Genomic DNA, 20,879 nt, shown 5'->3' with positions numbered 1-20,879 from the left:
CCTCTTTGTCATGGAGTGATGGGGAGTGGCCGCAAGGCGTGGGGTTTCCCGCCGTGACCACTCCACCCATAGTGCTCCACTTGTAGTGGTAGCGCAAGGCATTTCCGGGGGAGGGAAACGGATGCCTCAACTCCGGTTCGGCTCGCGCCACATGGGCCTCAGCGTGTGCGGCGAGTGACGAATTCGGCCAGGGACAGCAGATCGCCCGCCGCCGACAGGTCCGGCACCGCGCGCGAGAGCTCATGGACGGCACCCGCCATCCGGTCGGCCGCCTGCAGCTGCGCCCAGTCACGGCCGCCCGCACGGTCGACCGCCTCGGCGGCGCGGCGGACTGCCGAGGCGTCCATGGGCCCGCGGTAGAGCTGCGCCAGCTCGGCGCCCGCCGGGGTGCCCGATGCCAGCGCCGCGACCACCGGCAGCGTCTTCTTGTGGGCTGCCAGATCGGCGCCTGCCGGTTTGCCCGTCTGGTCGGGGTCTCCCCAGATCCCGACCAGATCGTCGATGAGCTGGAAGGCGAGCCCCGCCTCCCGCCCGAAAGCGTCCATGGCAGCCACCTCCTCCTCACCCGCGCCCGCGTACAGCGCGCCGAGCGCGCACGCACAGCCGAGCAGCGCCCCGGTCTTGGCCGTCGCCATGCCGAGGCACTCCTCCAGGGAGACCTCGTGCGGCGCACACTCCTCGAAGGCGCAGTCCGCCTGCTGTCCGGCGCACAGCTCGACGACACAGGCCGCGAGCCGCTTCGACGCGGCGGCCGACGCGGGGTGCCGGTCCTCGGCGAGCAGCTGCAGCGCGAGGGCGAGCAGCGCGTCGCCCGCGATGATGGCGGCCGGGGTACCGAAGACCGTCCAGGCGGTGGGGCGGTGCCTGCGGGTGGTGTCCTCGTCGATGACGTCGTCGTGGAGGAGGGTGAAATTGTGCGCCAGCTCCACGGCGGCAGCCGCCCGTACGGCCGGCTGCGGGTCTCCGCCCAGCGCCCGGGCGGCGGCCAGTACGAGCGCGGGCCTGATGGCTTTGCCCGCCGCTCCCGCGGCCGGCGTGCCGTCGGCGTGCTCCCAGCCGAAGTGGTACATCGCGACGGGGCGTATGGATGCCGGCAACGACTCGACTGTCGCGCGCAGTTGCGGATCGACGGTGCTTCTGGTGCGTCCGAGAAGCGCGACGGCCTCACTGCCCTCGACGGTGTCCTGCATGGTCAACTCAGTCGTCCTTTCGAGGTGTTGGGCCGAGCAGTCGGGCCGGGGGCGCCTCGTGGCACCGTGCCCCCGGCCGCGTCGGTTCACCTCCAGCGGCTGACCTCGACGTTCTCCAGAACGCCGAGCGCGTCCGGCACGAGCACCGCCGCCGAGTAGTAGGCCGTGACCAGGTAGGAGATGATCGCCTGCTCGTCGATGCCCATGAAGCGCGCGGACAGGCTCGGCTCGATCTCGTCCGGGATGCCGCTCTGCTGCAGTCCGATGACGCCCTGATCGGCCTCGCCCGTACGCATACAGATGATCGACGTCGTACGGGCGTCGCTCACCGGGATCTTGTTGCACGGGAAGATCGGCACGCCGCGCCAAGCCGGCACATGATGCCCGGCGACCTCCACAGTCTCGGGGACCAGCCCGCGCTTGTTGCACTCTCGCCCGAAGGCGGCGACGGCCCGCGGGTGGGCGAGGAACAGCTTCGACCCGCGCCGCCGCGACAGCAGTTCGTCCATGTCGTCGGGGCTCGGCACTCCGTCGTGCGGTTGCAGCCGCTGACCGTAGTCGCAGTTGTTCAGCAGGCCGAACTCCCGGTTGTTGACGAGCTCGTGCTCCTGGCGCTCCCGCAGCGCCTCGACCGTGAGCCGCAGCTGCTGCTCGGTCTGGTTCATCGGCTGGTTGTAGAGGTCGGCGACGCGGCTGTGGACCTTCAGAACGGTCTGGGCAACGCTGAGTTCGTACTCGCGCGGCGCCGCTTCGTAGTCGACGAAGGTGTGCGGTACGACGGCTTCGCCGACATGGCCGGCGGACAGATCGATCTCCGCCTCGCCGTACTTGTTGGTCCGCTGCTGCGGCAGTTCGGCGAGCCCGGCCAGATGCGTACGCAGCGACTCCTCACGCTCCGCGAGGTTCAGCACATCATCCCTGGTCAGGACGAGCACAGTGCATGCGGTCGCCGCGCGTGCGGTGTACTCCCAGACGGCTTCCCGGTCCGTGAGCGTCCGGTCGCCGAAGTACGCACCGTCGGCGAGGACGCCGAGCACCGCCTCGTCGCCGTACGGGCCGGTGCCGAGCTGCTCCACCCGGCCGTGCGCCAGGAGGAAGACACGGCCCGCTTCCGAGCCGGATGCGGCCAGCACCTCGCCGGGCGCGAACTCCCGTTGCTCACAGCGGTTCGCCAGCTCGGCGAGCACCGCTTCGTCGCCGAACTCCCGCAGTGCGGGCAGTTCGCCGAGCTCGGCGGGGATGACCGCCACCCGGTCGCCGGTCTGCACGAACGTCACGCGTCCGTCGCCGACCGAGTAGCTCAGGCGGCGGTTCACCCGGTAGGTACCGCCCTGTACTTGCACCCACGGCAGCATGCGCAGCAGCCACCGTGAGGTGATCTCCTGCATCTGCGGGGCCGATTTGGTGGTGGTCGCAAGGTTCCGCGCGGCTGCCGTACCGAGACTCTGCTGCTGCGCCGTCTGCTGCCCGCGGATCTCGTCGCCGACCGGACCAACCGAACCAACCGACATAGGACTCCCTCTCGATCATGGGGTCTGACCTGCGAAGGGAAGCCTTCCAGCACAGCGAGTTCCGGCGCCATTACACAAATGAGTGGGACTGGATCGGGTGGGCCCGGGGCACTGTCCGGATCGGCTCGCTCACCGCGTGAACAGATGGTCCTTCCACCGGAGTTCGGGTACAAGCACGATACGGAGCATTCCGCCCGGAACATTCCGCTCCGATCCCCTCACCCCCACAAGGAGACGGCCATGTCACCACCCATGTCCGCGAACAGCTTCCTCGACGCCCTGCGCGACGAGGGGCTGACGGTCGTCGAAGTCGGCGAATGGCGTACGCACAACCGCAACCACAAGGGCCCCTGGGGCCCGGTCCACGGCGTGATGATCCATCACACCGTCACCAAGGGTTCCGCGAGCACCGTCCGTATCTGCCGGGACGGTTACGCGAGCCTGCCGGGTCCGCTCTGTCACGGCGTCATCACCAAGGACGGCAGAGTCCATCTCGTCGGCTACGGGCGCGCCAACCACGCGGGTCTGGGCGACGACGACGTGCTGCGCGCGGTCATCGCGGAGAAGGCCCTCCCGCCGGACAACGAGGCGAACACCGATGGAAACCGCCATTTTTACGGCTTCGAGTGCGAGAACCTCGGCGACGGCGAGGATCCATGGCCGGCGGTCCAGCTGGAGGCGATCGAGAAGGCCGCGGCGGCGATCTGCCGGCACCACGGCTGGACCGCGCGGTCGGTGATCGGCCACCTGGAATGGCAGCCGGGGAAGGTCGACCCGCGGGGCTTCACGATGAACTCGATGCGCGCACGCATCGACGAGCGTCTGAAGTGACAATGGGCAGGTGACCTGGGAAGCGTTCGACCTCACCGCCGCGCTGCGGCCGCGGCTGCCGTCGCCGGTGGAGCAGGTCGAGGACGAGCGCTTCGCCCGCCACGGCGTACGTCTGCTGCTCAAGCGCGAGGACCTGATCCACCCGGACCTCCCCGAGAAGAAGCCGACTGGTGTTAGTCGGGTTGGCCTAGGGCGAAACTCCATGGACAGCCCGTCACACCTTGACCAAAGGTGGACTCATGGGCAGAGCGGCAGATCCTGCCAAGCTGTGTGATCTGTTCTTACGTCGCAGCACGTTGCAGGACGACAAGACGACACTTATCGCGCACGAACGTGATCTACGGGAGCGAGCAGCACGCGAGGGCCTGACGGTCCGCAAGGTCTGGAAGGAAGAGCTGTCCGCATTCAAGGCGGGCATCAAGCGCGAGGACTTCGACAACGCGATAGCGGCCGTGCTGGCCGGAAATGTGGGCCACCTCCTGGTCTGGAAGCTCGACCGGCTGAGTCGCAGGGGCATGGGGCAGGTCGGCTTGGTGCTTGATCAGTTCGATGCCAAGGGCGCGCGCCTGGTCGCGCACATGGATGGACTGGACAGCAGCATTCCGCAGCATCGAGGGTTGTTCGCCTGGCTGGCTGAGCAGGCCCGTGCCGAGTCCTTCAACACGTCCATGCGGACGCGATCAACGAAGGCGGAGAAGAAGATCACGGGTGCGTGGCCTGGTGGTCAACCGCCGTATGGCCTGCGCGTACTCAAGGGGAAGAAGGGCGGCAAGAAGCCCACGCACCACCACCCCAAGGAGTACGAGACGGCTCGCCGGATCGCTGACGGGCTGCTGGCGAACAAGGCAGCGGGCGCCATTGCGGATGAGCTGAACGCGGAGGGGTTGAGGACTCGGCGGGGCGGTCTGTGGCGGTCATCAACGATCACACAACTTGCTCACTCACCGGCGTGGGCTGGCGTCATGCCGTTCATGAGCGCTACACGGACCGAGGCGGACGGGAACGCTGGCGGCTGAGTGATGAGCCGTTCATCGGGCCGGACGGCAAGACGATCCGAGTCGGGCAGGGCGTGATCACGGTGGGTGAAAGGGCGCGCATCCTGGCGGGTCTGCGGTCGCGTACCTCGTCGTCAATGGCGGCCGGTCGGCGGGGCAAGCCACAAGCTCAGTCGCTCCTGTCCGGTCTGCTCAAGTGCGGTCGCTGTGGCGGCAACATGTGTAAGGCGGGCCCCGCATACCGGTGCTACCGGCGCGTGAACCTTGGCCGGTCGGCATGTGAGGGCATGACGGTACTGGTGAAGGACGCGGACAGCGTCCTTGAGTCGGCCTTCCTGTCGCGGGTCGCGTCGTTCAAAGAAACGCACGCAGTGTTCCAGGAACTCACACGCCGGTGGCTGGCGTACATGGACCCTGAGTCGGATGTGCGCTGCACGGAGCTGGCGTCGGCAATCGACAATGCGCGGGCTCGTCTCACAGCGCTGGATGACGCGTTCTACGTGCAGAACCGGTTCCCGGGGGCGGAGGGCCAGCAGCGGTTCGAGGGGATGAGGGCGGCCGTGGTCGCACAGCTTGAGTCGGCATCCTCCGAGATGGCGGAGATCAACAGCGCCATGGACGTGACGATCTTGTTTGACACTGATCGTCTTCACGCCGCCTGGAAGGCTGCTGATCTGGAACAGGCTCGAATGCTGTTGCGGGTGGTACTCCACTCCGTGCGGCTGCTGCCTTCGCGTGGGCGGGGGAGCAAAAGCTCTTGGTACGAACTCTTCATGCGGTGCTGCTTCCACTGGGTGGGCGAGAAGCCGCAACCGCTGAAGATCGACCGGAGTCGGATCGACGGCGTCGTGCGATACCTGCCGGAGTCGACGGAGCTCGCAGCGTAGGCACGCGGCCGGCGCCGTGGGGCTTTGGGCGGGAGCTGCCGTGGGGCGAGAGATCCGGGGGCCTTACGCTGCTCCGGCGAATCGGGCTGGCACCTGCCATGCCCGCGTTTGGCCCGATGGGCCCCCGGATCTTCGAGGCTCGCCCCATGGTGGCTGCCTAAAGCCTCGCGGTGCCGTCCGCCCCAAGCCACACGAGACCGGACCGAGCGGCGCGCCATGTAGAAGCAAGTGAAGGAGAGTTGGGCCGATGCGTACGGTGGACGTTCGCACGGCTCGGGCGTGATCGGGTTGCCGGGCGGCGGGCGCCCGGCCGAGACCGGCGTTTACGCCGCAGCTCGGCCGGAGGCGCCACGGCCGCCCGGCGCGCCGAAGGCGCGCCCTTGAGTGAAGTAGAGAAAAGTTAGACCGATTCGATTCGGGCCCGGCTCGACCGCTCCCCGCCTGGCCCTGGGTTCGCCTAGGAACCGGCCGAAGACGGGTCGCGTCGGGCGACCGCGCTGCGGATCGCTTCCGCCATGTGCTCCACGTGCTCGGCGCGGATCATGCCCAGATGGACGTACGGCTTCCCTGAGTGAGTGACCATCGGGCGAATGCTCCTGTAGGTGCTCTCTGGGACGCCGAGGGCGGCCAGTGCCTCCCGGAGTACGTTGGTGGCGTCATCGGCCGTCGTGCGACCGTCTCTCCACGTCTGCATGTCCATCACCTCTGTCCCTTTGCCTTCCGGTGTTTGGGGTGGGCGGCTAACTCGACATTGCAGTCCGATGCAGCGGACCCATCACCCGTGGATTGGGCTTCCTGGCGTTGCTTCACCAGAGCCGCGCAGACCCCACAGCCCTTGGCAGGTTCGGGAGGATCGGCAGGCATCATCAGGTGCACGGGTCCCTGCATCGTCGTCGGCTGCTGATTCATACGCCGATCGTGACTCGCCATTCCGGACGTATCTGCCGCCGTGCAGCGGACAGTTGGGCCGTTCCAGGCGTACCGTCGAAACGGCCCAAACGTCTGAGGGGGAAGTCTTGAACGTCGCCCTACGATCAGCTATGGCGGATGCCGGTCTCACGTCCCGGAAACTTGCGGCCCGGGTAGGGGTCACGAGCAAGACCGTGGAACGGTGGTTGGCGGACGCCGAACTGGTACCGCACGCAAGCAACCGTGAGGACGCCTGCCGGGCGTTGGGAGTCGATGAAGAGATGTTGTGGCCCCAGGCAGTGAAGGACCGGATCAAGACCGGCAATGACCGCGAGCTCGTCCACTCGTACCCGTATCGGTCCGCCTGCCCATCCACGGTGTGGGCTGACCTTGTCGAGGGCGCCACCGAGGAACTGTTCCTCGCCGGGTACACGAACTACTTCTTCTGGACCCAGGTCCCCCAGTTCGGCGAGACGATCCGCCGCAAGTCCGAGTCCGGGTGTCGGGTGAGGGTACTGGTGGGCGACCCCACCGGCGACGTCACCAGGCAGCGTGAGGCGATCGAGGACGTGGCCCTGAGTGTCTCCACCCGTATCCGGATCACCATGGAGCACCTGGACCGATTGGGCACCCTGCCTGGGTTGGAGGCGCGCTACAGCAGCGCTGAGGACGCTGTGAACCATGTGTCCCTGTCGGTGTTCCGATTCGACCGCGACGCCCTCGTGACGCCGCATCTGGCCAGGCTCGTGGGCCACGACTCGCCGCTGTTGCATCTGCGCCGCCAAGGTGACGGGGGGATGTTCGACCGGTTCGCTGAGCACGCCGAGGAGCTGTGGAGCCGTGCCGTTCCAGTAGCCACAATGGACGGGTGAACCACCCCGTAGATCTCGCCACCGCGCTTGCTCCCCGACCGCCCTCCCCCTTGCAGGAGGTCCGGGACGAGCGGTTTGCCCGCCGAGGCGTGCGGCTCCTTCTCAAGCGGGACGATCTCATTCACTCGTCGCTGGACTGGGACACCGATGCGCTTGGACCAGTGGAGCTGTACCCTCCGGGCAACAAGTGGCGCAAACTCGCCCCGAACCTGCACGCGGCGGCCGGCCGGCCGCTCCTGACGTTCGGCGGCGCGTACTCCAACCACCTGCGTGCTACGGCGGCCGCAGGCCGGCTGCTGGGCTTCGCGACGATCGGCATAGTCCGCGGCGACGAACTGGCCTCGCGCCCCTTGAACCCCTCGCTGTCCCGGTGCGCGGCGGACGGTATGCACCTGCATTTCGTGGACCGTGCGGCGTACCGCGGGAAGGACGCCCCGGAGGTGCGGGAGCGCATCCTGACGGCTGCGGCGGAGTCGATGGAGCAGCGTTTCGCAGGAGGAGGGGCCGCCGGTTCGGGACGGGGCGGGGCCGGGGACATCTACGTCGTCCCGGAAGGCGGCAGCAACGCCCTCGCCGCCCAGGGCTGCACCGCCCTCGGCCACGAGCTCCGCGACGTCGCGGACGTCATCGCCGTTGCCTGCGGGACCGGTGGGACCCTCGCCGGACTCGCCGCCGGCCTCGGGCCGGGCGGGCGCGCCATCGGGTTCCCCGTCCTCAGGGGCGGCTTCCTCGGCGACTCCATACGCGCCCTCCAGCGGGAGGCGTTCGGCGGCCCCGCCGGGAACTGGTCCCTCGACGAGCGCTTCCACTTCGGTGGATACGCCCGTACCACCCCCGGGCTGGACGCCTTCGCCGCGGACTTCGAGGCCCGCCACGGGCTGCCCGTCGAGCGCGTCTACGTCGCCAAGATGCTGTACGGCCTCACCGCGCTCGCCGCCGAGGGCGCCTTCCCGCCCGGCACCACCGTCGCCGCCGTCATCACCGGTCAGGACGATTCCTCGCGGTAGGCCGCCGCCTCCTCCAGATCCAGCCGACGCAGCAGCGTACGCATCATCTCGTCATCGATCCGCCGCTGGTCCCGCAGCTGTACGAAGACCTCGCGCTCGGCGTCGATCATCTCCCGCGCCAACCGCCGGTAGGTGTCGTCCGCCGACTCGCCGGTCACCTCGTTCACCGTACCGAGCCGCTCCCAGACCGAGTTCCGCCGCCGCTCCATCACGGTCCGCAGCCGGTCGGCCAGCGGCGGCGGCAGGGCGTTCCGCTCGTCCTCCAGCAGCTCGTTCAGCCGCACCTCCGCCGCTTGCGAGGCCTCGCTCTGGGCCTGTGCCTCGGCCAGCGTCTCGGCGTACCGGTCGCGGCCGGGCAGCTTCAGCGCCCGGATCAGCGCCGGCAGCGTGAGCCCCTGCACCACCAGCGTCGAGATCACCGTCGTGAAGGTCAGGAAGAGGACCAGGTTCCGCGCCGGGAAGGGCTCGCCGTCCGCCGTCGTCAACGGGATGGAGAAGGCGATCGCCAGCGAGACGACGCCTCGCATCCCGGCCCAGCCCACCACCACCGGCGCGGTCCAGTTGGTGTCCGGCTCGCGCTCCCTGATCCGTTTCGACAGGCAGCGCGGCAGGAATGTCGCCGGGAAGACCCAGACGAACCGCACCACGACCACGGCGACGAAGACCCCGAAGGCGTACCAGAGCGATTCGCCGACGCCGTACCCTCCGAGACCCTTGAGTACGTACGGCAGTTGCAGTCCGATCAGCGCGAAGACCGCGGACTCGAGGATGAACGCGACCATCTTCCAGACCGCCTCCTCCTGCAGCCGGGTCGCGAAGTCGACCTGCCAGTAGCGGTGCCCGAGATAGAGCGCGACGACGACCACGGCGAGCACTCCGGACGCCCCGACCTGCTCGGCCGCCGCGTACGCGACGAACGGGATGAGCAGCGAGAGCGTGTTCTGCAGCAGCGCTTCCTTGAGATGCGTACGCAGCCAGTGGATCGGCACCATCAGCACCAGGCCGACGACGACTCCGCCGACCGAAGCCAGCACGAACTCCTCGATGCCGCCGGCCCAGCTCGCGCCCTCGCCGACCGCCGCGGCCAGCGCCACCCTGAACGCGGTGATCGCGGTCGCGTCGTTCACCAGGGACTCGCCCTGCAGAATCGTGGTGATCCGGCTCGGCAGGCCCAGCCTGCGGGCGATCGCGGTCGCGGCGACCGCGTCCGGCGGCGCGATCACCGCGCCGAGCACCAGCGCCGCGGTCAGTGGCAGGTCCGGCACCAGCAGAAAGGCGAGGTAACCGACCGCGACGGTCGCAAAGAGGACATAGCCGACCGAGAGCAGCGCGACGGGCCGCAGATTCGCCCGGAGGTCGAGGTACGAACTGTCGACCGCGGCCTTGTACAGCAGCGGCGGCAGCACCAGCGGCAGCACGATGTTCGGGTTGAGCGTGTAGTCGGGCACCCCCGGCACGTACGCGGCGATCAGCCCCGCCGTCACCAGCAGCAGCGGTGCCGGCACCGGAGTCCGGCGGGCCGCCCCGGCGATCGCGGCGCTGGCCGCGATCAGTGCCACCAGCGGCAGTACGTCCACTTTCGCCTCCTCATGTCCGCACGACGCCCCAGGGCCGCGTCGTAGTCTGGCAATCATGAGCGAGTGCCCGCATGTACGAAAACTGCCGCACCCCGAACCTGCTCCGCTGAGCGAGACGTGCCCGGGGTGTCTGGCGAACGGCAGCCACCCCGTACAGCTGCGGCTCTGCCTGGTCTGCGGCCACGTGGGCTGCTGCAACTCCTCGCCCCACCAGCACGCCGAAGCGCATTTCCAGGAGAGCGGGCACGCGGTGATGCGGAGCTTCGAGCCGGGAGCCGTCTGGCGCTGGTGCTTCGTCGACGGTTCGATCGTCTGACGCGTGGGTACGTCAACCCTCCGCTGGGTCCTCGCAATTGGGCGCCGCAGACCTCTAGCCACTGTGTGTACTCATATGCTTACCATGAGTGACAGTCATCGACTGGGGGTCCCGGCGACAGGGCACCATGGATCGCGATAGCGTCGCCGGGCCAGTACCGGCTACGTACAAATGCGTAGCGACGGCTTCGGGATCTCCCCTCCCTTAGCCCCGAAAGAGCTTGTGCCACCTTGGAGGTGAGGGTGTCCCAGATCGCAGGCGAGCCCGGGACCCAGGACTTCGTGGAAGTCCGGCTGCCCGCTGCGGGTGCCTACCTGTCCGTGCTGCGTACGGCCACGGCCGGCCTCGCAGCGCGCTTGGACTTCACCCTCGACGAGATCGAGGATCTGCGGATCGCGGTTGACGAGGCGTGCGCGATTCTGCTGCAGCAGGCTGTGCCCGGCTCCGTTCTCAGCTGCGTGTTCCGGCTCGTCGACGACTCGCTCGAGGTCACGGTCTCGGCGCCGACGACCGACGGTCGCGCGCCGGAGCGTGACACCTTTGCCTGGACGGTGCTGTCGGCACTGGCGGGCAAGGTCGACTCCACGGTCGCGGACGACCGTACGGTCTCCATCAGCCTGTACAAACAGCGCGGCGCGGGACCCGGGCCGGCGTGAGGGACGGGGGCGGTCCGGTGCAGGACGAGGAGCGCGGACCCCGGATGCTGAGCGCGCCGACTGACATCCCGGAGCAGGAGGCGCGGCCGCACCCGGAGGACGGACTTGACGGCCAGACGGCCGCGGCGGAGCAGGCGCAGGCAGAGCGGGCGGACCGTATGAGCGAGCACGTGCACGAGAAGCAGCACGATCCACATGACCGCAGCGGTGCGCGGGCGATGTTCATCGAGCTGCGCAAGCTGCCCGACGGCTCGCCGGAGCGGGCGGAGCTGCGCAACCAGCTGGTGCGGATGCACCTGCCGCTCGTCGAGCACCTGGCGCGCCGCTTCCGTAATCGCGGCGAGCCGCTGGACGATCTGACGCAGGTCGCGACGATCGGTCTGATCAAGTCGGTGGACCGGTTCGATCCGGAGCGGGGCGTCGAGTTCTCGACGTATGCGACGCCCACGGTCGTCGGCGAGATCAAGCGCCACTTCCGCGACAAGGGCTGGGCGGTACGGGTACCGCGCCGCCTGCAGGAGCTGCGGCTCGCCCTGACCACGGCGACGGCGGAGCTCTCCCAGCAGCACGGCCGCTCCCCGACGGTGCACGAGCTGGCGGAACGCCTGGGCATCTCGGAGGAGGAGGTCCTGGAGGGCCTGGAGTCCGCGAACGCGTACTCCACGCTGTCCCTGGACGTCCCCGACACGGACGACGAGTCCCCGGCGGTGGCGGACACGCTGGGCGCGGAGGACGAGGCCCTCGAGGGCGTCGAATACCGCGAGTCGCTGAAGCCGCTGCTGGAGGACCTGCCGCCGCGCGAGAAGCGGATCCTGCTGCTGAGGTTCTTCGGCAACATGACGCAGTCGCAGATCGCGCAGGAGGTCGGCATCTCCCAGATGCACGTCTCCCGCCTGCTGGCCCGCACCCTGGCCCAGCTGCGCGAGAAGCTGCTGGTGGAGGAGTAGGGACGGCCGGGGCCGCCCGGCGCGGGGCGCGCGCGCCGAAGCGCCCGGTCCGGCCCAACGCCCCGGCGGCGGAGCATCCACGCCGCGAAGCACGGCGCTCCCGCCCCGAAACGCCCGGTCCGGCCCCGGCCGACTCAGGACCACCCCCGATCGGAGTTCCGGCGCGCGCCGCGAAGCCGGCGATTCCCACCGGGCGTGGACCTGTCCCCGACAAGGACCAGCACCCCCCGCCGGCGCCGCCTCGCGGGGGCGCGGGGGCGCGGGGCACCGTGTCCCCCTCACAACATCAAGGGCGGGCGGACGGGAGAGATCCCGCACCCGCCGGGCGTCCCACACCGCCCGGTCCGGCCCAGGCCGACTCAGGACCGCCGACGGTCGGACCTCCGGCGCGCGCCGCGAAGCCGGCGATTCCCACAGTGCTTGGACCCTCCCCGACAACAACCAACGCCCCCGCCGGCGCCGCCTCGCGGAGGCGCGGGGCACCGTGCCCCCTCACAACATCAAGGGCGGGTGGGTGGGAAAGACCCCGTACCGCTACGCGTCCCGCGCCGCGCCGCCCCGGATGCCCAGCGCTTCTGTCGTCGTCGGGTTGACCAGCAGCACCAGGCCGGTCAAAGCGACCAGCGCCAGCACGATGCCGAGCGGGATCAGCCCGGCCGACGAACGCAGCAGCGTCCACGACGGGATCAGCGCCATCAGGTGCGTGATGATCGCCGGACCCCGGCTCCAGCTGCGCCGCAGCAGAAGCCCCCTCGCCGCGATCAGCGGGATCGCGCCGAGTGCGATAAGTGTCACTCCGCCCATCTCCGCCTGCGAGGGACTGTCAGGCCGGCCGAGCAGCCCCAGCACGAGCATGTAGACGCCGCCCGCGGCCAGTGCCAGGCCCTCCAGACCGGATACCGCGGCCGCGGCGGTCAGACGGGCAGGTCGGGGGGTCTGATCATCGCTCACCTCTGCAGGGTAGCCCGCGTAGGAAGCCCGGGTCTGGGCCCGGTACCCACCACTGGGTACGCTGCTGCGCATGCGCGCACTTCTTGTGGTCAATCCGGCAGCAACCACCACCAGTGCTCGCACCCGTGACGTACTCATTCACGCCCTCGCCAGCGAGATGAAGCTGGAAGTCGTCACGACGGAGTACCGGGGACACGCCCGCGACCTCGGCCGCCAGGCCGCAGATTCCGACGACACAGAGCTGGTCGTCGCCCTCGGCGGCGACGGCACCGTGAACGAGGTCGTCAACGGTCTGCTCCACAACGGCCCCGACCCCGACCGCCTCCCCCGCCTCGCCGTCGTCCCCGGCGGCTCGACGAATGTCTTCGCCCGGGCCCTCGGGCTCCCGAACGACGCCGTGGAGGCGACCGGCGCGATCCTCGACGCGCTCCGCGACCGGACCGAGCGGACGGTCGGCCTCGGTCGCGCGGCCGGCACCCCGGGCACGAAGGACGAGTCGGCCCCGCCCCGCTGGTTCACCTTCTGCGCCGGACTCGGTTTCGACGCGAGCGTCATCGGCCGGGTCGAACAGCAGCGGGAGCGCGGCAAGCGCTCCACTCACGCCCTCTATATGCGCCAAGTGGTACGGCAGTATCTGGACGAGCCCCACCGCCGGCACGGCCCGATCACCCTCGACCGCCCCGGCAAGGACCCGGTCACCGATCTCGTGCTGTCCATAGTCTGCAACACCGCCCCCTGGACCTACCTGGGCAATCGCCCGGTGTACGCCTCCCCGGCAGCCTCGTTCGACACCGCCCTGGACGTCGTCGCACTGTCCAAGCTGTCGGCCCCCGCTGTGGCCCGGTACGCCACCCAGCTGCTCACCTCGACCCCCGAGCGCGGACCGCGCGGCAAGCATGCCGTCGCTCTCCATGACCTGACGGACTTCACCTTGAATTCAAAGGTTCCGCTGCCGTTCCAGATGGACGGTGACCATCTGGGGCTCCGTACGAGCGTGACGTTCACAGGCGTACGCCGTGCACTGCGTGTGATTGTGTGAGCGGAAGGACCGAAAGTCCTTTATCTCGAACGTATGGGCTGGGCTCCACCCCATAGAAGTACGGCTGTGACCTAGTCGACACCGAGGAATCAAAAAAAAGTTTCCGGAAGGGGTTGTATCCGCCGCCGAGGTTTGCGAATCTCTACATGGCGATCGGGACGGCCCGCAACATCGGCCCCACAGACCGCCAGAACCCCTCCTTAGAACCCAGGACCACGCCGGGTAACTGGCAGTCGGCCCTTCCCTCGCGGGGGGATTCGTGAAAGCGTTCACATTCACAAGCAACCTGAATGTAATACCAAGGAGAGGTAGCAGCCATGGACTGGCGTCACAACGCCGTTTGCCGCGAGGAAGACCCCGAGCTCTTCTTCCCCATCGGCAACACTGGTCCTGCGCTGCTGCAGATCGAGGAAGCCAAGGCCGTCTGCCGTCGCTGCCCCGTTATGGAGCAGTGCCTGCAGTGGGCGCTCGAGTCCGGCCAGGACTCCGGCGTCTGGGGTGGCCTCAGCGAGGACGAGCGTCGTGCGATGAAGCGTCGCGCCGCTCGCAACCGGGCGCGTAACGCCAGCGCCTGACGCCCCCCTGCTACGAGCCTGAGCCCGGCGCCGCGTACAGAGAGTACGCATTCACCGCCTTCGAGCCGCAGCGCGCAGTACCCCCGATGCGCATAGCAACGTGAGCTTCGAGCCCCGGACCGTTCCACACGGTCCGGGGCTCATTGCTGTTCCGGCTCTCTTGCTTCCCGCTTCTCGCCCACTTCTGCTTCTCTACTTCTCGCCCTGGACAGGGATGTCGAGAACGACGCGGGTGCCACGACCGGGCGCCGGGACCGGGACCATGTCGAAGGTTCCGCCCAACTCCCCTTCCACCAGGGTCCGTACGATCTGCAGACCCAGATTGCCGGCGCGCTGCGGATCGAAGCCCTCGGGCAGACCGCAGCCGTCGTCCTGGACGGTGATCAGCAGCCGGCTGGTCTCCGCGCGCTGATCGGCCCGCACGGCCGCGACCTCGACCGAGCCGCGCTCCCCCTGCGCGAAGGCGTGCTCCAGGGCGTTCTGCAGCACCTCGGTCAGGACCATGGAGAGCGGTGTGGCCACTTCGGCGTCGAGGATCCCGAACCGTCCCGTACGGCGGCAGTCGACCTTGCCCGGCGAGATCTCGGCGACCATCGCGATCACCCGGTCCGCGATTTCGTCGAACTCGACGCGCTCGTCCAGATTCTGGGAAAGCGTCTCATGGACGATCGCGATCGAACCGACGCGCCGTACCGCCTCGTTGAGCGCCTCCCGGCCGCCTTCGGAATCCATCCGGCGGGCCTGGAGGCGGAGCAGGGCGGCGACCGTCTGGAGGTTGTTCTTCACCCGGTGGTGGATCTCCCGGATGGTGGCGTCCTTGGTTATCAACTCGCGCTCGCGGCGGCGGAGTTCGGTGACGTCACGGAGAAGTACGAGAGAGCCGATCCGGACGCCCTTGGGCTTGAGCGGGATGGCGCGCAGCTGGATGACACCGCCATTGCCCTCGACCTCGGTCTCGCGCGGCGCGTAGCCGCTGGCAAGTTTGACCAGGGCCTCGTCGACCGGACCGCGCGACGGGGCGAGTTCGGCGGTGGTCTGGCCGAGATGATGTCCGACGAGGTCGGAGGCGAGGCCGAGGCGGTGGTACGCGGAGAGGCCGTTGGGGCTCGCGTACTGGACGACGCCGTCGGCGTCGAGCCTGATCAGCCCGTCGCCGACGCGCGGTGACGCATCCATGTCGACCTGCTGCCCAGGGAAGGGAAACGATCCTGCGGCGATCATCTGGGCGAGGTCGGAGGCGGACTGGAGGTAGGTGAGCTCCAGCCGGGAAGGGGTACGTACGGTCAGCAGGTTCGTATTGCGGGCGATGACGCCGAGGACTCGGCCCTCGCGGCGTACGGGGATGGACTCGACCCGCACCGGCACCTCCTCGCGCCACTCCGGGTCGCCCTCGCGCACGATCCGCCCCTCGTCGAGCGCGGCGTCGAGCAGTGGCCGGCGGCCGCGGGGGACGAGATGGCCGACCATGTCGTCCTGGTAGGAGGTGGGGCCCGTGTTGGGCCGCATCTGGGCCACCGAGACATAGCGGGTGCCGTCGAGGGTGGGGACCCAGAGGACGAGGTCGGCGAAGGAGAGGTCGGAGAGCAGCTGCCACTCCGAGACCAGCAGATGGAGCCACTCGAGGTCGGATTCACTGAGGGCTGTGTGCTGGCGTACGAGGTCGTTCATGGAGGGCACATCTGCGAGCGTACCTTCGGGGTGAACCGGTTGAGCCGTCCGCCCGTGCCGGAGGATGGACGGGAACTAAGCTCTGCACGTGGATGGACAGTGGAGAATGGTCTAGTCCACAATGTTTGAGTAAAGCCTCCACCCTCCCCGCACAGGAGAGTGGAACGAGGTACCCGGCGCTCTCTGCCCTGACTGCGTCGATACCTCTCACACGGCCGAGCGGGACCGCACACCTGCCGGCCGGAGCAGCTCCGGGCTGCGGTGCCGTACGGGTTGAGGGTCCCGTCACGGCGCCGCGGCCCGCGGGTGCCCGTGCCCCCTTCAGCCCCCTCAGCCCCTGTCAGCGGGTCTCATCACCGTTCAGTGCGTCTCCGTCACCTTCGCCAGAGCGCGCGGCGCGTCCGGGTCCTGGCCGCGCGCGATCGTCACCTCGTACGCCAGCAGCTGCAGCGGCAGGATCTCCAGGATCGGCTGGAGTTCCTCCAGGACGCCGTCCACCGGGAGGACAAAGCCCGCCGAGGCCGCGTCGACCTGGAGCTTGGGACCGATCACCACCAGGTCCGCGCCGCGGCCGCGGAGACGGTCGAGGACCGGCTGGAGGGCCTCGCCGCCCTTGCCGTCGGTGACCACCGCGATGACCGGGGAGATGTTGTCGACCATGGCCAGCGGGCCGTGCAGCAGATCCGCGCCGGAGTACGCGAGGGCCGGGATGTAGCTCGTCTCCATCAGCTTCAGCGCGGCCTCCTTCGCCGTGGGGTAGCCGTAACCCCGCGACGTGATCACCATCCGCTCGGCGAAGCGGTAGCGGGAGGCCAGCTGCCGCACCTCGTCCTGGCGGGACAGGATCTGCGCGGCGAGCTCCGGGAGGAGCTTCGCCGCCACGCCGTCGCCGCCGCGCAGACCCTCCACGAACAGATAGAGCGCGAGCAGCGACGCGGTGTACGTCTTCGTCGCCGGGAGCGCATTCTCCGGGCCGGCCAGGATGTCGATGTGGAATTCGGAGACCGCCGCCAGCGGGGAATCCGCGTTGTTGGTCACCGCCAGCGTGATCGCGCCCGCCTCCCGCGCCGCCTTCGTCGACGCCACCAGATCCGGTGAGCCGCCGGACTGACTGACCGTGATGACCAGGACGTCGGTCAGATCGGGTCGTGCTCCGTACGCCGTCGTCGTCGACATGGAGGTCAGCCCGCACGGCAGACCCAGCTGGATCTCGAGCAGGTACTTCGCGTACAGCGCGGCGTTGTCGGACGTGCCGCGCGCGGTCAGCAGCACGAAGCGCGGGCCGCGCGCCGAGATCGCCGCCGCCACCTCGCGGATCTTCGGCGCGCCCTTCTCGAGGATGCGCCGCAGCACCGCCGGCTGCTCCGCCATCTCGCCGGACATGATCCGGCCCGGACGCTCGCTCTGTTCGGCCGAACTCGTGGCGGACATGCTGGCTGCCTCCATGTGGCATTCCTTGTGCCGGGGACGGAAGGGTCTCCCGGTACAGCGCGGCCCGCGTCGGTCAGCCCCCGGCGCCCTTGCCGGTGATGACCTCCGCGGCGGCCCGTCCGCAGACACGGGCGGCGCCATGGGTCGCGATGTGCAGGACCCCCCTCGGCTCCGCCCGGTCCACACCCATCTCGACCACGACCGTGTCGGGACGGGCCTCGATCAGGGCGTCCAGAGCGTCCGCCATCCAGGGGTGGCGGTGGACGTCGCGTACTACAGCGACGATCCTACGGTCCCCCGCAAGACCCAGCACATTTCCAATCAAAGAGGGTGTATCGGTCGTACCGTCAGCAGCGCTGCCATAGGTGTCGGTCGTCGTGCCCGGCAGTATCGCGGCCAGCTCCGCCGCCACTCCCCAGGGAGTCTCGTCCCCCACGGCGATGTTCGCGACCGGTGTGAAAGCGGCTACGTACGGAGGGCTCGTCAGCGGTTCGTACGGCACCTCCCCCGATGTCACCCGCACCGCCCGGCGCGCCGCGACAAGGCCGATGTCGGCGCCGGGCGCGGTCCCCTCCTGTGAAGCCGCGCCCGGCTCCCCTGCAGCCCCCCTGGCCCGCCGCGTCCAGTCGGCGAGGGCGCGTACCCGCGCCGCCGCGTCGGCCAGCCGCTCCTCGGGCAGTTCGCCGTCCCGTACCGCCGCGACCAGCGCGTCGCGCAGCCGCAGTACGGTCTCCTCGTCGGCCAGGCCGCCGCCGACACAGATCGCGTCGGCGCCCGCGGCGATCGCGAGGACGGAGCCGCGCTCGATGCCGTACGCCGCCGAAATGGCCTGCATCTCCATGCCGTCGGTGACGATCAGGCCCTGGTAGCCCAGCTCTTCGCGCAGCAGACCGGTGAGGATCTGCGGGCTCAGCGTCGCCGGGCGGTTCGGGTCGAGCGCGGGAAGCAGGATATGCGCGCTCATCACCGCTTTGGAACCCGCCGCGATCGCGGCGCGGAAAGGCACCAGCTCACGGGCGTGCAGCGTGTCGAGATCCACGTCTATCCGGGGCAGCGCATGGTGCGAGTCCACATTGGTGTCGCCGTGTCCGGGGAAGTGCTTGGTGCAGGCGGCGACTCCGGAGGACTGGAGGCCTTCGACGTACGCGACGGTGTGGCGGGAAGCGAGCGCGGTGTCGGCGCCGAAGGACCGTACGCCGATGACCGGGTTGTCCGGATTGGAGTTGATGTCCGCGGACGGCGCCCAGTTGAGGTCGACGCCGCACTCGGCGAGCCGGCGGCCGAGCTCCCGGGCGACGGCCCGGGTGAGGTCCGTGTCGTCCACCGTGCCCAGCGCGTAGTTACCGGGGAAGGAGGAGCCGGTGCGCACCTCGAGCCGGGTGACGTCCCCGCCCTCCTCGTCGATTGCGACGAGTACGTCGTCCCGCTCGGCCCGCAACTGCGCGGTGAGCGCGGCCAGCTGACCGGGCGAGACGATATTGCGGCCGAACAGGCCGACGGCCGAGAGGCCTTCGCCGATCCGGCGCAGCAGCCAGTCCGGTGCGGTGGTGCCGACGAAGCCCGGCTGGAGGACGGCGAGCGCGTCGCGGGTCAGGGTGTCTGTACTGCGTACGAGAGTTGTCATGTGGACGGCGTCATCCCTTCACTGCGCCGGCCGTCAGACCCGCGGCCATCTTGCGCTGGACGAGGAGGAAGAGGATCACGATGGGGATGGCCATCATCGTGGCGCCCGCCATCATCGGGGCGTACTCGGTGCCGTTCTTGGTGGTGAAGTTGCCCAGCCACACGGTGGCGGTCTGGTTCTGCTGGCTCATCAGCATCAGTGCGTACAGATACTCGTTCCAGGCCTGGATGAAGCCGTAGACCGAGGTGGCGACCATGCCCGGGGCGAGCAGCGGGAAGACCACGCGGATAAAGGCGCCGGTGCGGGTGCAGCCGTCGACCATCGCCGCCTCCTCCAGCTCCTTGGGGATGTTGACGATGAATCCGCGCAGCGTCCACACCGTGAACGGGAGGATGAAGGTCAGATACGTGATGATCAACCCCGTGAGCTTGTCGTACTGACCGAGGTCGTTCAGCAGCAGGAAGACCGGGATGATCATGGCGACCAGCGGGATCATCTGGACCGCGAGGATGCCGACGATCACGATCTTGCGGCCGCGGAAGGCGAACCGGGATATCGCGAGCGCGGCGAGCATGCCGACCGCGATGCCGATGACGACCACGACGAGCGAGACGGTCAGGCTGCGTCCGACCGGTCCCCAGAAGTCGGCGATGTCCAGGGCCCGCCGGAAGTTCTCCGTCGTGAAGACGTTGGGGAAGAAGTGCGGGTCGGGGTCGATGGCGTCCTTGGCCGGCTTGAACGCCGTGTTCAGCATCCAGTAGACCGGGAACCCCGCGGTGACGAAGACAAGGAGGCCGAGCAGATTCCAGCCGAGCCGGCTCTTCCTGGGACGGCGGGTGGCGGCGGGAGCCGCGGCGGTCGAAGTCACTCCACCTCTCCGATCTTGAGCATCTGGCGCATATAGACCGCGACCACACCGAGCAGCAGGATCACGGTGACAAGCGCGATCGCCGAGCCGGTGCCGTAATCGTTGACGACGAAGGCCTTGTCGTACGAGTACGTGGTGAGCAGCTGGAACTCCGCCTCGGGATGGCCGTTGCGCATCACGAAGACCTGCGGGAAGACACCCATGTCCCAGATCACCGAGAGCGTCGTCAGCATCACGATGATGGGCTTGAGGATCGGCAGGGTGACGAAGCGGAAGACGCCCCAGGCGCCGGCGCCGTCGAGACGGGCGGCCTCTTCGAGCTCCTTGGGCACCTGGGTGAGGCCGGCGCTGAGTGTGATCACGACGAAGGGCACGGCGCCCCAGACCACCAGCAGGATGATCACGGCGAGGCCCTGGGGGCCGCTGGCGAACCAGTTGTGGCCGATCATGTCGACTCCGGGCAGCCTGGAGAGCAGCCAGTTGAGTACGCCGTAGTCGGCGTCGAAGAGCCACTTGAAGATCGCGGTGGCGACGATGATGGGCATGCCCCAGCTCGCCACGAGCGCGATGTTGATCAGGGTCTTCACCCAGCCGGAGACCCGTTGCAGCAGCAGCGCGACCAGCATGCCGATGACCATGGTCAGCACCACGGCGCTGAAGGCGAAGACCGCGGTCCGTATGACGACGGTCCAGAACTCGCCGTCCCCGAGGATCTTGGAGAAGTTGTCGAAGCCGACCGACTCCGGGTCCTTGAAGCCCCACAGCTGGGGCTGGCCGAACTTCTGGAAGGAGAGGGTGACCAGCCGTACCAGCGGATAGCCGAGGACGAGCAGAAGGATGAGCAGGCAGGGCGCGAGCAGCAGCCAGGGCACTCCTGCCCCGTCTGCTGTCGGCTTTCTGCCGGGCTTTGCCGGGGTGGCTGCGCCGGTCCCCGGTGGTGGCGATTGCCGCGTCGGCGGCACCGTGGCGGTGGTTGTCTCTGCGGCACTCATCCCGTGCTCCTCAGCGGTCCCTCTCCCGGTACG

20 protein-coding genes and 1 pseudogene are annotated in these 20,879 nt (G+C 68.9%); 11 read left to right on the top strand and 10 right to left on the bottom strand.

Annotation, left to right across the window (positions count from 1 at the left end):
* Window positions 1–158: 158 nt before the first annotated feature.
* Window positions 159–1,190, bottom strand: coding sequence for a family 2 encapsulin nanocompartment cargo protein polyprenyl transferase (locus tag OG735_RS28550; RefSeq protein WP_327328491.1), 1,032 nt, complete (start codon window positions 1,188–1,190; stop codon window positions 159–161).
* A gap of 86 nt (window positions 1,191–1,276) precedes the next feature.
* Window positions 1,277–2,701, bottom strand: coding sequence for a family 2B encapsulin nanocompartment shell protein (locus OG735_RS28545; protein WP_327325999.1), 1,425 nt, complete (start codon window positions 2,699–2,701; stop codon window positions 1,277–1,279).
* 240 nt (window positions 2,702–2,941) lie between these two features.
* On the opposite strand from OG735_RS28545, the gene OG735_RS28540 reads away from it, so the two are divergent.
* The 4 genes and pseudogenes from OG735_RS28540 to OG735_RS28525 all read left to right on the top strand — a co-directional run bounded on the left by OG735_RS28540 (window position 2,942) and on the right by OG735_RS28525 (window position 5,414).
* Window positions 2,942–3,532 carry an N-acetylmuramoyl-L-alanine amidase gene (locus OG735_RS28540; protein WP_327325998.1) on the top strand — a complete coding sequence of 197 codons (591 nt, stop codon included), beginning with the start codon at window positions 2,942–2,944 and terminating at the stop codon, window positions 3,530–3,532.
* A gap of 10 nt (window positions 3,533–3,542) precedes the next feature.
* Window positions 3,543–3,695 (top strand): annotated as a pseudogene (locus tag OG735_RS28535) (1-aminocyclopropane-1-carboxylate deaminase); the annotation flags it as partial.
* A 76-nt stretch (window positions 3,696–3,771) separates the two neighbouring features.
* On the top strand, window positions 3,772–4,548 hold the full coding sequence (locus OG735_RS28530; protein ID WP_327325997.1) for a recombinase family protein: 777 nt from the start codon (window positions 3,772–3,774) through the stop codon (window positions 4,546–4,548).
* Between the two features lie 266 nt (window positions 4,549–4,814).
* Window positions 4,815–5,414, top strand: a complete 600-nt coding sequence (locus OG735_RS28525) for a hypothetical protein (RefSeq protein ID WP_327325996.1) — start codon at window positions 4,815–4,817, stop codon at window positions 5,412–5,414.
* Between the two features lie 457 nt (window positions 5,415–5,871).
* Here OG735_RS28525 and OG735_RS28520 read toward each other — a convergent pair whose 3' ends face one another.
* The gene (locus tag OG735_RS28520; protein ID WP_327325995.1) at window positions 5,872–6,108 is read right to left on the bottom strand and encodes a hypothetical protein; all 237 of its coding nucleotides are present in this window, start codon (window positions 6,106–6,108) and stop codon (window positions 5,872–5,874) included.
* 496 nt (window positions 6,109–6,604) lie between these two features.
* Here OG735_RS28520 and OG735_RS28515 point away from each other — a divergent pair, with 496 nt between their 5' ends.
* Entirely contained in the window at window positions 6,605–7,195 is a 591-nt protein-coding gene (locus OG735_RS28515; protein WP_327325994.1) for an XRE family transcriptional regulator, read from the top strand.
* Complete coding sequence (locus OG735_RS28510; RefSeq protein ID WP_327325993.1) at window positions 7,192–8,202, top strand: 1-aminocyclopropane-1-carboxylate deaminase/D-cysteine desulfhydrase; 1,011 nt, start codon at window positions 7,192–7,194, stop codon at window positions 8,200–8,202. Before OG735_RS28515 ends, OG735_RS28510 begins: the two co-directional genes overlap by 4 nt.
* Here the strand turns inward: OG735_RS28510 and OG735_RS28505 are convergent.
* Window positions 8,181–9,779 carry a Na+/H+ antiporter gene (locus tag OG735_RS28505; RefSeq protein ID WP_327325992.1) on the bottom strand — a complete coding sequence of 533 codons (1,599 nt, stop codon included), beginning with the start codon at window positions 9,777–9,779 and terminating at the stop codon, window positions 8,181–8,183. The genes OG735_RS28510 and OG735_RS28505 overlap by 22 nt on opposite strands.
* Window positions 9,780–9,834: 55 nt before the next feature.
* Between OG735_RS28505 and OG735_RS28500 the strand changes: the two genes are divergently transcribed.
* The 3 genes from OG735_RS28500 (at window position 9,835) to OG735_RS28490 (ending at window position 11,698) form a co-directional block, all read left to right on the top strand.
* Complete coding sequence (locus OG735_RS28500; RefSeq protein WP_327325991.1) at window positions 9,835–10,095, top strand: UBP-type zinc finger domain-containing protein; 261 nt, start codon at window positions 9,835–9,837, stop codon at window positions 10,093–10,095.
* 242 nt (window positions 10,096–10,337) lie between these two features.
* Complete coding sequence (locus tag OG735_RS28495; RefSeq protein WP_254375657.1) at window positions 10,338–10,751, top strand: anti-sigma regulatory factor; 414 nt, start codon at window positions 10,338–10,340, stop codon at window positions 10,749–10,751.
* 44 nt (window positions 10,752–10,795) lie between these two features.
* The gene (locus OG735_RS28490) at window positions 10,796–11,698 is read left to right on the top strand and encodes an RNA polymerase sigma factor SigF (protein ID WP_327325990.1); all 903 of its coding nucleotides are present in this window, start codon (window positions 10,796–10,798) and stop codon (window positions 11,696–11,698) included.
* A gap of 534 nt (window positions 11,699–12,232) precedes the next feature.
* On the opposite strand, the gene OG735_RS28485 is transcribed toward OG735_RS28490, so the two are convergent.
* Complete coding sequence (locus OG735_RS28485) at window positions 12,233–12,649, bottom strand: hypothetical protein (RefSeq protein WP_327325989.1); 417 nt, start codon at window positions 12,647–12,649, stop codon at window positions 12,233–12,235.
* Window positions 12,650–12,719: 70 nt separating this feature from the next.
* On the opposite strand from OG735_RS28485, the gene OG735_RS28480 reads away from it, so the two are divergent.
* Together OG735_RS28480 and OG735_RS28475 are read left to right on the top strand one after the other, a co-directional pair.
* Window positions 12,720–13,688, top strand: coding sequence for a diacylglycerol/lipid kinase family protein (locus OG735_RS28480; RefSeq protein ID WP_327325988.1), 969 nt, complete (start codon window positions 12,720–12,722; stop codon window positions 13,686–13,688).
* A gap of 317 nt (window positions 13,689–14,005) precedes the next feature.
* Window positions 14,006–14,263 (top strand): WhiB family transcriptional regulator, encoded by a 258-nt coding sequence (locus OG735_RS28475; protein ID WP_003953983.1) that lies wholly within the window; start codon window positions 14,006–14,008, stop codon window positions 14,261–14,263.
* Window positions 14,264–14,455: 192 nt separating this feature from the next.
* On the opposite strand, the gene OG735_RS28470 is transcribed toward OG735_RS28475, so the two are convergent.
* The 5 genes from OG735_RS28470 to OG735_RS28450 all read right to left on the bottom strand — a co-directional run bounded on the left by OG735_RS28470 (window position 14,456) and on the right by OG735_RS28450 (window position 20,846).
* Window positions 14,456–15,931 (bottom strand): sensor histidine kinase, encoded by a 1,476-nt coding sequence (locus tag OG735_RS28470; protein WP_327328490.1) that lies wholly within the window; start codon window positions 15,929–15,931, stop codon window positions 14,456–14,458.
* Between the two features lie 360 nt (window positions 15,932–16,291).
* On the bottom strand, window positions 16,292–17,362 hold the full coding sequence (locus OG735_RS28465; protein ID WP_327325987.1) for an SIS domain-containing protein: 1,071 nt from the start codon (window positions 17,360–17,362) through the stop codon (window positions 16,292–16,294).
* 73 nt (window positions 17,363–17,435) lie between these two features.
* The gene (locus OG735_RS28460) at window positions 17,436–18,986 is read right to left on the bottom strand and encodes a glycoside hydrolase family 3 protein (RefSeq protein WP_327325986.1); all 1,551 of its coding nucleotides are present in this window, start codon (window positions 18,984–18,986) and stop codon (window positions 17,436–17,438) included.
* A gap of 10 nt (window positions 18,987–18,996) precedes the next feature.
* Window positions 18,997–19,854, bottom strand: coding sequence for a carbohydrate ABC transporter permease (locus OG735_RS28455; RefSeq protein WP_327325985.1), 858 nt, complete (start codon window positions 19,852–19,854; stop codon window positions 18,997–18,999).
* On the bottom strand, window positions 19,851–20,846 hold the full coding sequence (locus OG735_RS28450) for a carbohydrate ABC transporter permease (RefSeq protein ID WP_327325984.1): 996 nt from the start codon (window positions 20,844–20,846) through the stop codon (window positions 19,851–19,853). Before OG735_RS28450 ends, OG735_RS28455 begins: the two co-directional genes overlap by 4 nt.
* Window positions 20,847–20,879: the final 33 nt, after the last annotated feature.

The organism is Streptomyces sp. NBC_01210, from assembly GCF_036010325.1.
Lineage (GTDB): Bacteria > Actinomycetota > Actinomycetes > Streptomycetales > Streptomycetaceae > Streptomyces.
The sequence above is the reverse complement of the archived record's forward strand: the minus strand, read 5'-3'. Positions and strand labels throughout refer to the sequence as shown.

What these genes read in the sequence shown, in the direction of transcription:
- OG735_RS28480 (WP_327325988.1), top strand. Translation starts at nt 12,720, where the DNA reads ATGCGCGCACTTCTTGTGGTCAATCCGGCAGCAACCACCACCAGTGCT.
- OG735_RS28460 (WP_327325986.1), bottom strand. Translation starts at nt 18,986, where the DNA reads ATGACAACTCTCGTACGCAGTACAGACACCCTGACCCGCGACGCGCTC.
- OG735_RS28540 (WP_327325998.1), top strand. Translation starts at nt 2,942, where the DNA reads ATGTCACCACCCATGTCCGCGAACAGCTTCCTCGACGCCCTGCGCGAC.
- OG735_RS28545 (WP_327325999.1), bottom strand. Translation starts at nt 2,701, where the DNA reads ATGTCGGTTGGTTCGGTTGGTCCGGTCGGCGACGAGATCCGCGGGCAG.
- OG735_RS28475 (WP_003953983.1), top strand. Translation starts at nt 14,006, where the DNA reads ATGGACTGGCGTCACAACGCCGTTTGCCGCGAGGAAGACCCCGAGCTC.
- OG735_RS28525 (WP_327325996.1), top strand. Translation starts at nt 4,815, where the DNA reads ATGACGGTACTGGTGAAGGACGCGGACAGCGTCCTTGAGTCGGCCTTC.
- OG735_RS28465 (WP_327325987.1), bottom strand. Translation starts at nt 17,362, where the DNA reads ATGTCCGCCACGAGTTCGGCCGAACAGAGCGAGCGTCCGGGCCGGATC.
- OG735_RS28530 (WP_327325997.1), top strand. Translation starts at nt 3,772, where the DNA reads ATGGGCAGAGCGGCAGATCCTGCCAAGCTGTGTGATCTGTTCTTACGT.
- OG735_RS28550 (WP_327328491.1), bottom strand. Translation starts at nt 1,190, where the DNA reads ATGCAGGACACCGTCGAGGGCAGTGAGGCCGTCGCGCTTCTCGGACGC.
- OG735_RS28515 (WP_327325994.1), top strand. Translation starts at nt 6,605, where the DNA reads ATGTTGTGGCCCCAGGCAGTGAAGGACCGGATCAAGACCGGCAATGAC.
- OG735_RS28450 (WP_327325984.1), bottom strand. Translation starts at nt 20,846, where the DNA reads ATGAGTGCCGCAGAGACAACCACCGCCACGGTGCCGCCGACGCGGCAA.
- OG735_RS28500 (WP_327325991.1), top strand. Translation starts at nt 9,835, where the DNA reads ATGAGCGAGTGCCCGCATGTACGAAAACTGCCGCACCCCGAACCTGCT.
- OG735_RS28490 (WP_327325990.1), top strand. Translation starts at nt 10,796, where the DNA reads ATGCTGAGCGCGCCGACTGACATCCCGGAGCAGGAGGCGCGGCCGCAC.
- OG735_RS28520 (WP_327325995.1), bottom strand. Translation starts at nt 6,108, where the DNA reads ATGCAGACGTGGAGAGACGGTCGCACGACGGCCGATGACGCCACCAAC.
- OG735_RS28470 (WP_327328490.1), bottom strand. Translation starts at nt 15,931, where the DNA reads ATGAACGACCTCGTACGCCAGCACACAGCCCTCAGTGAATCCGACCTC.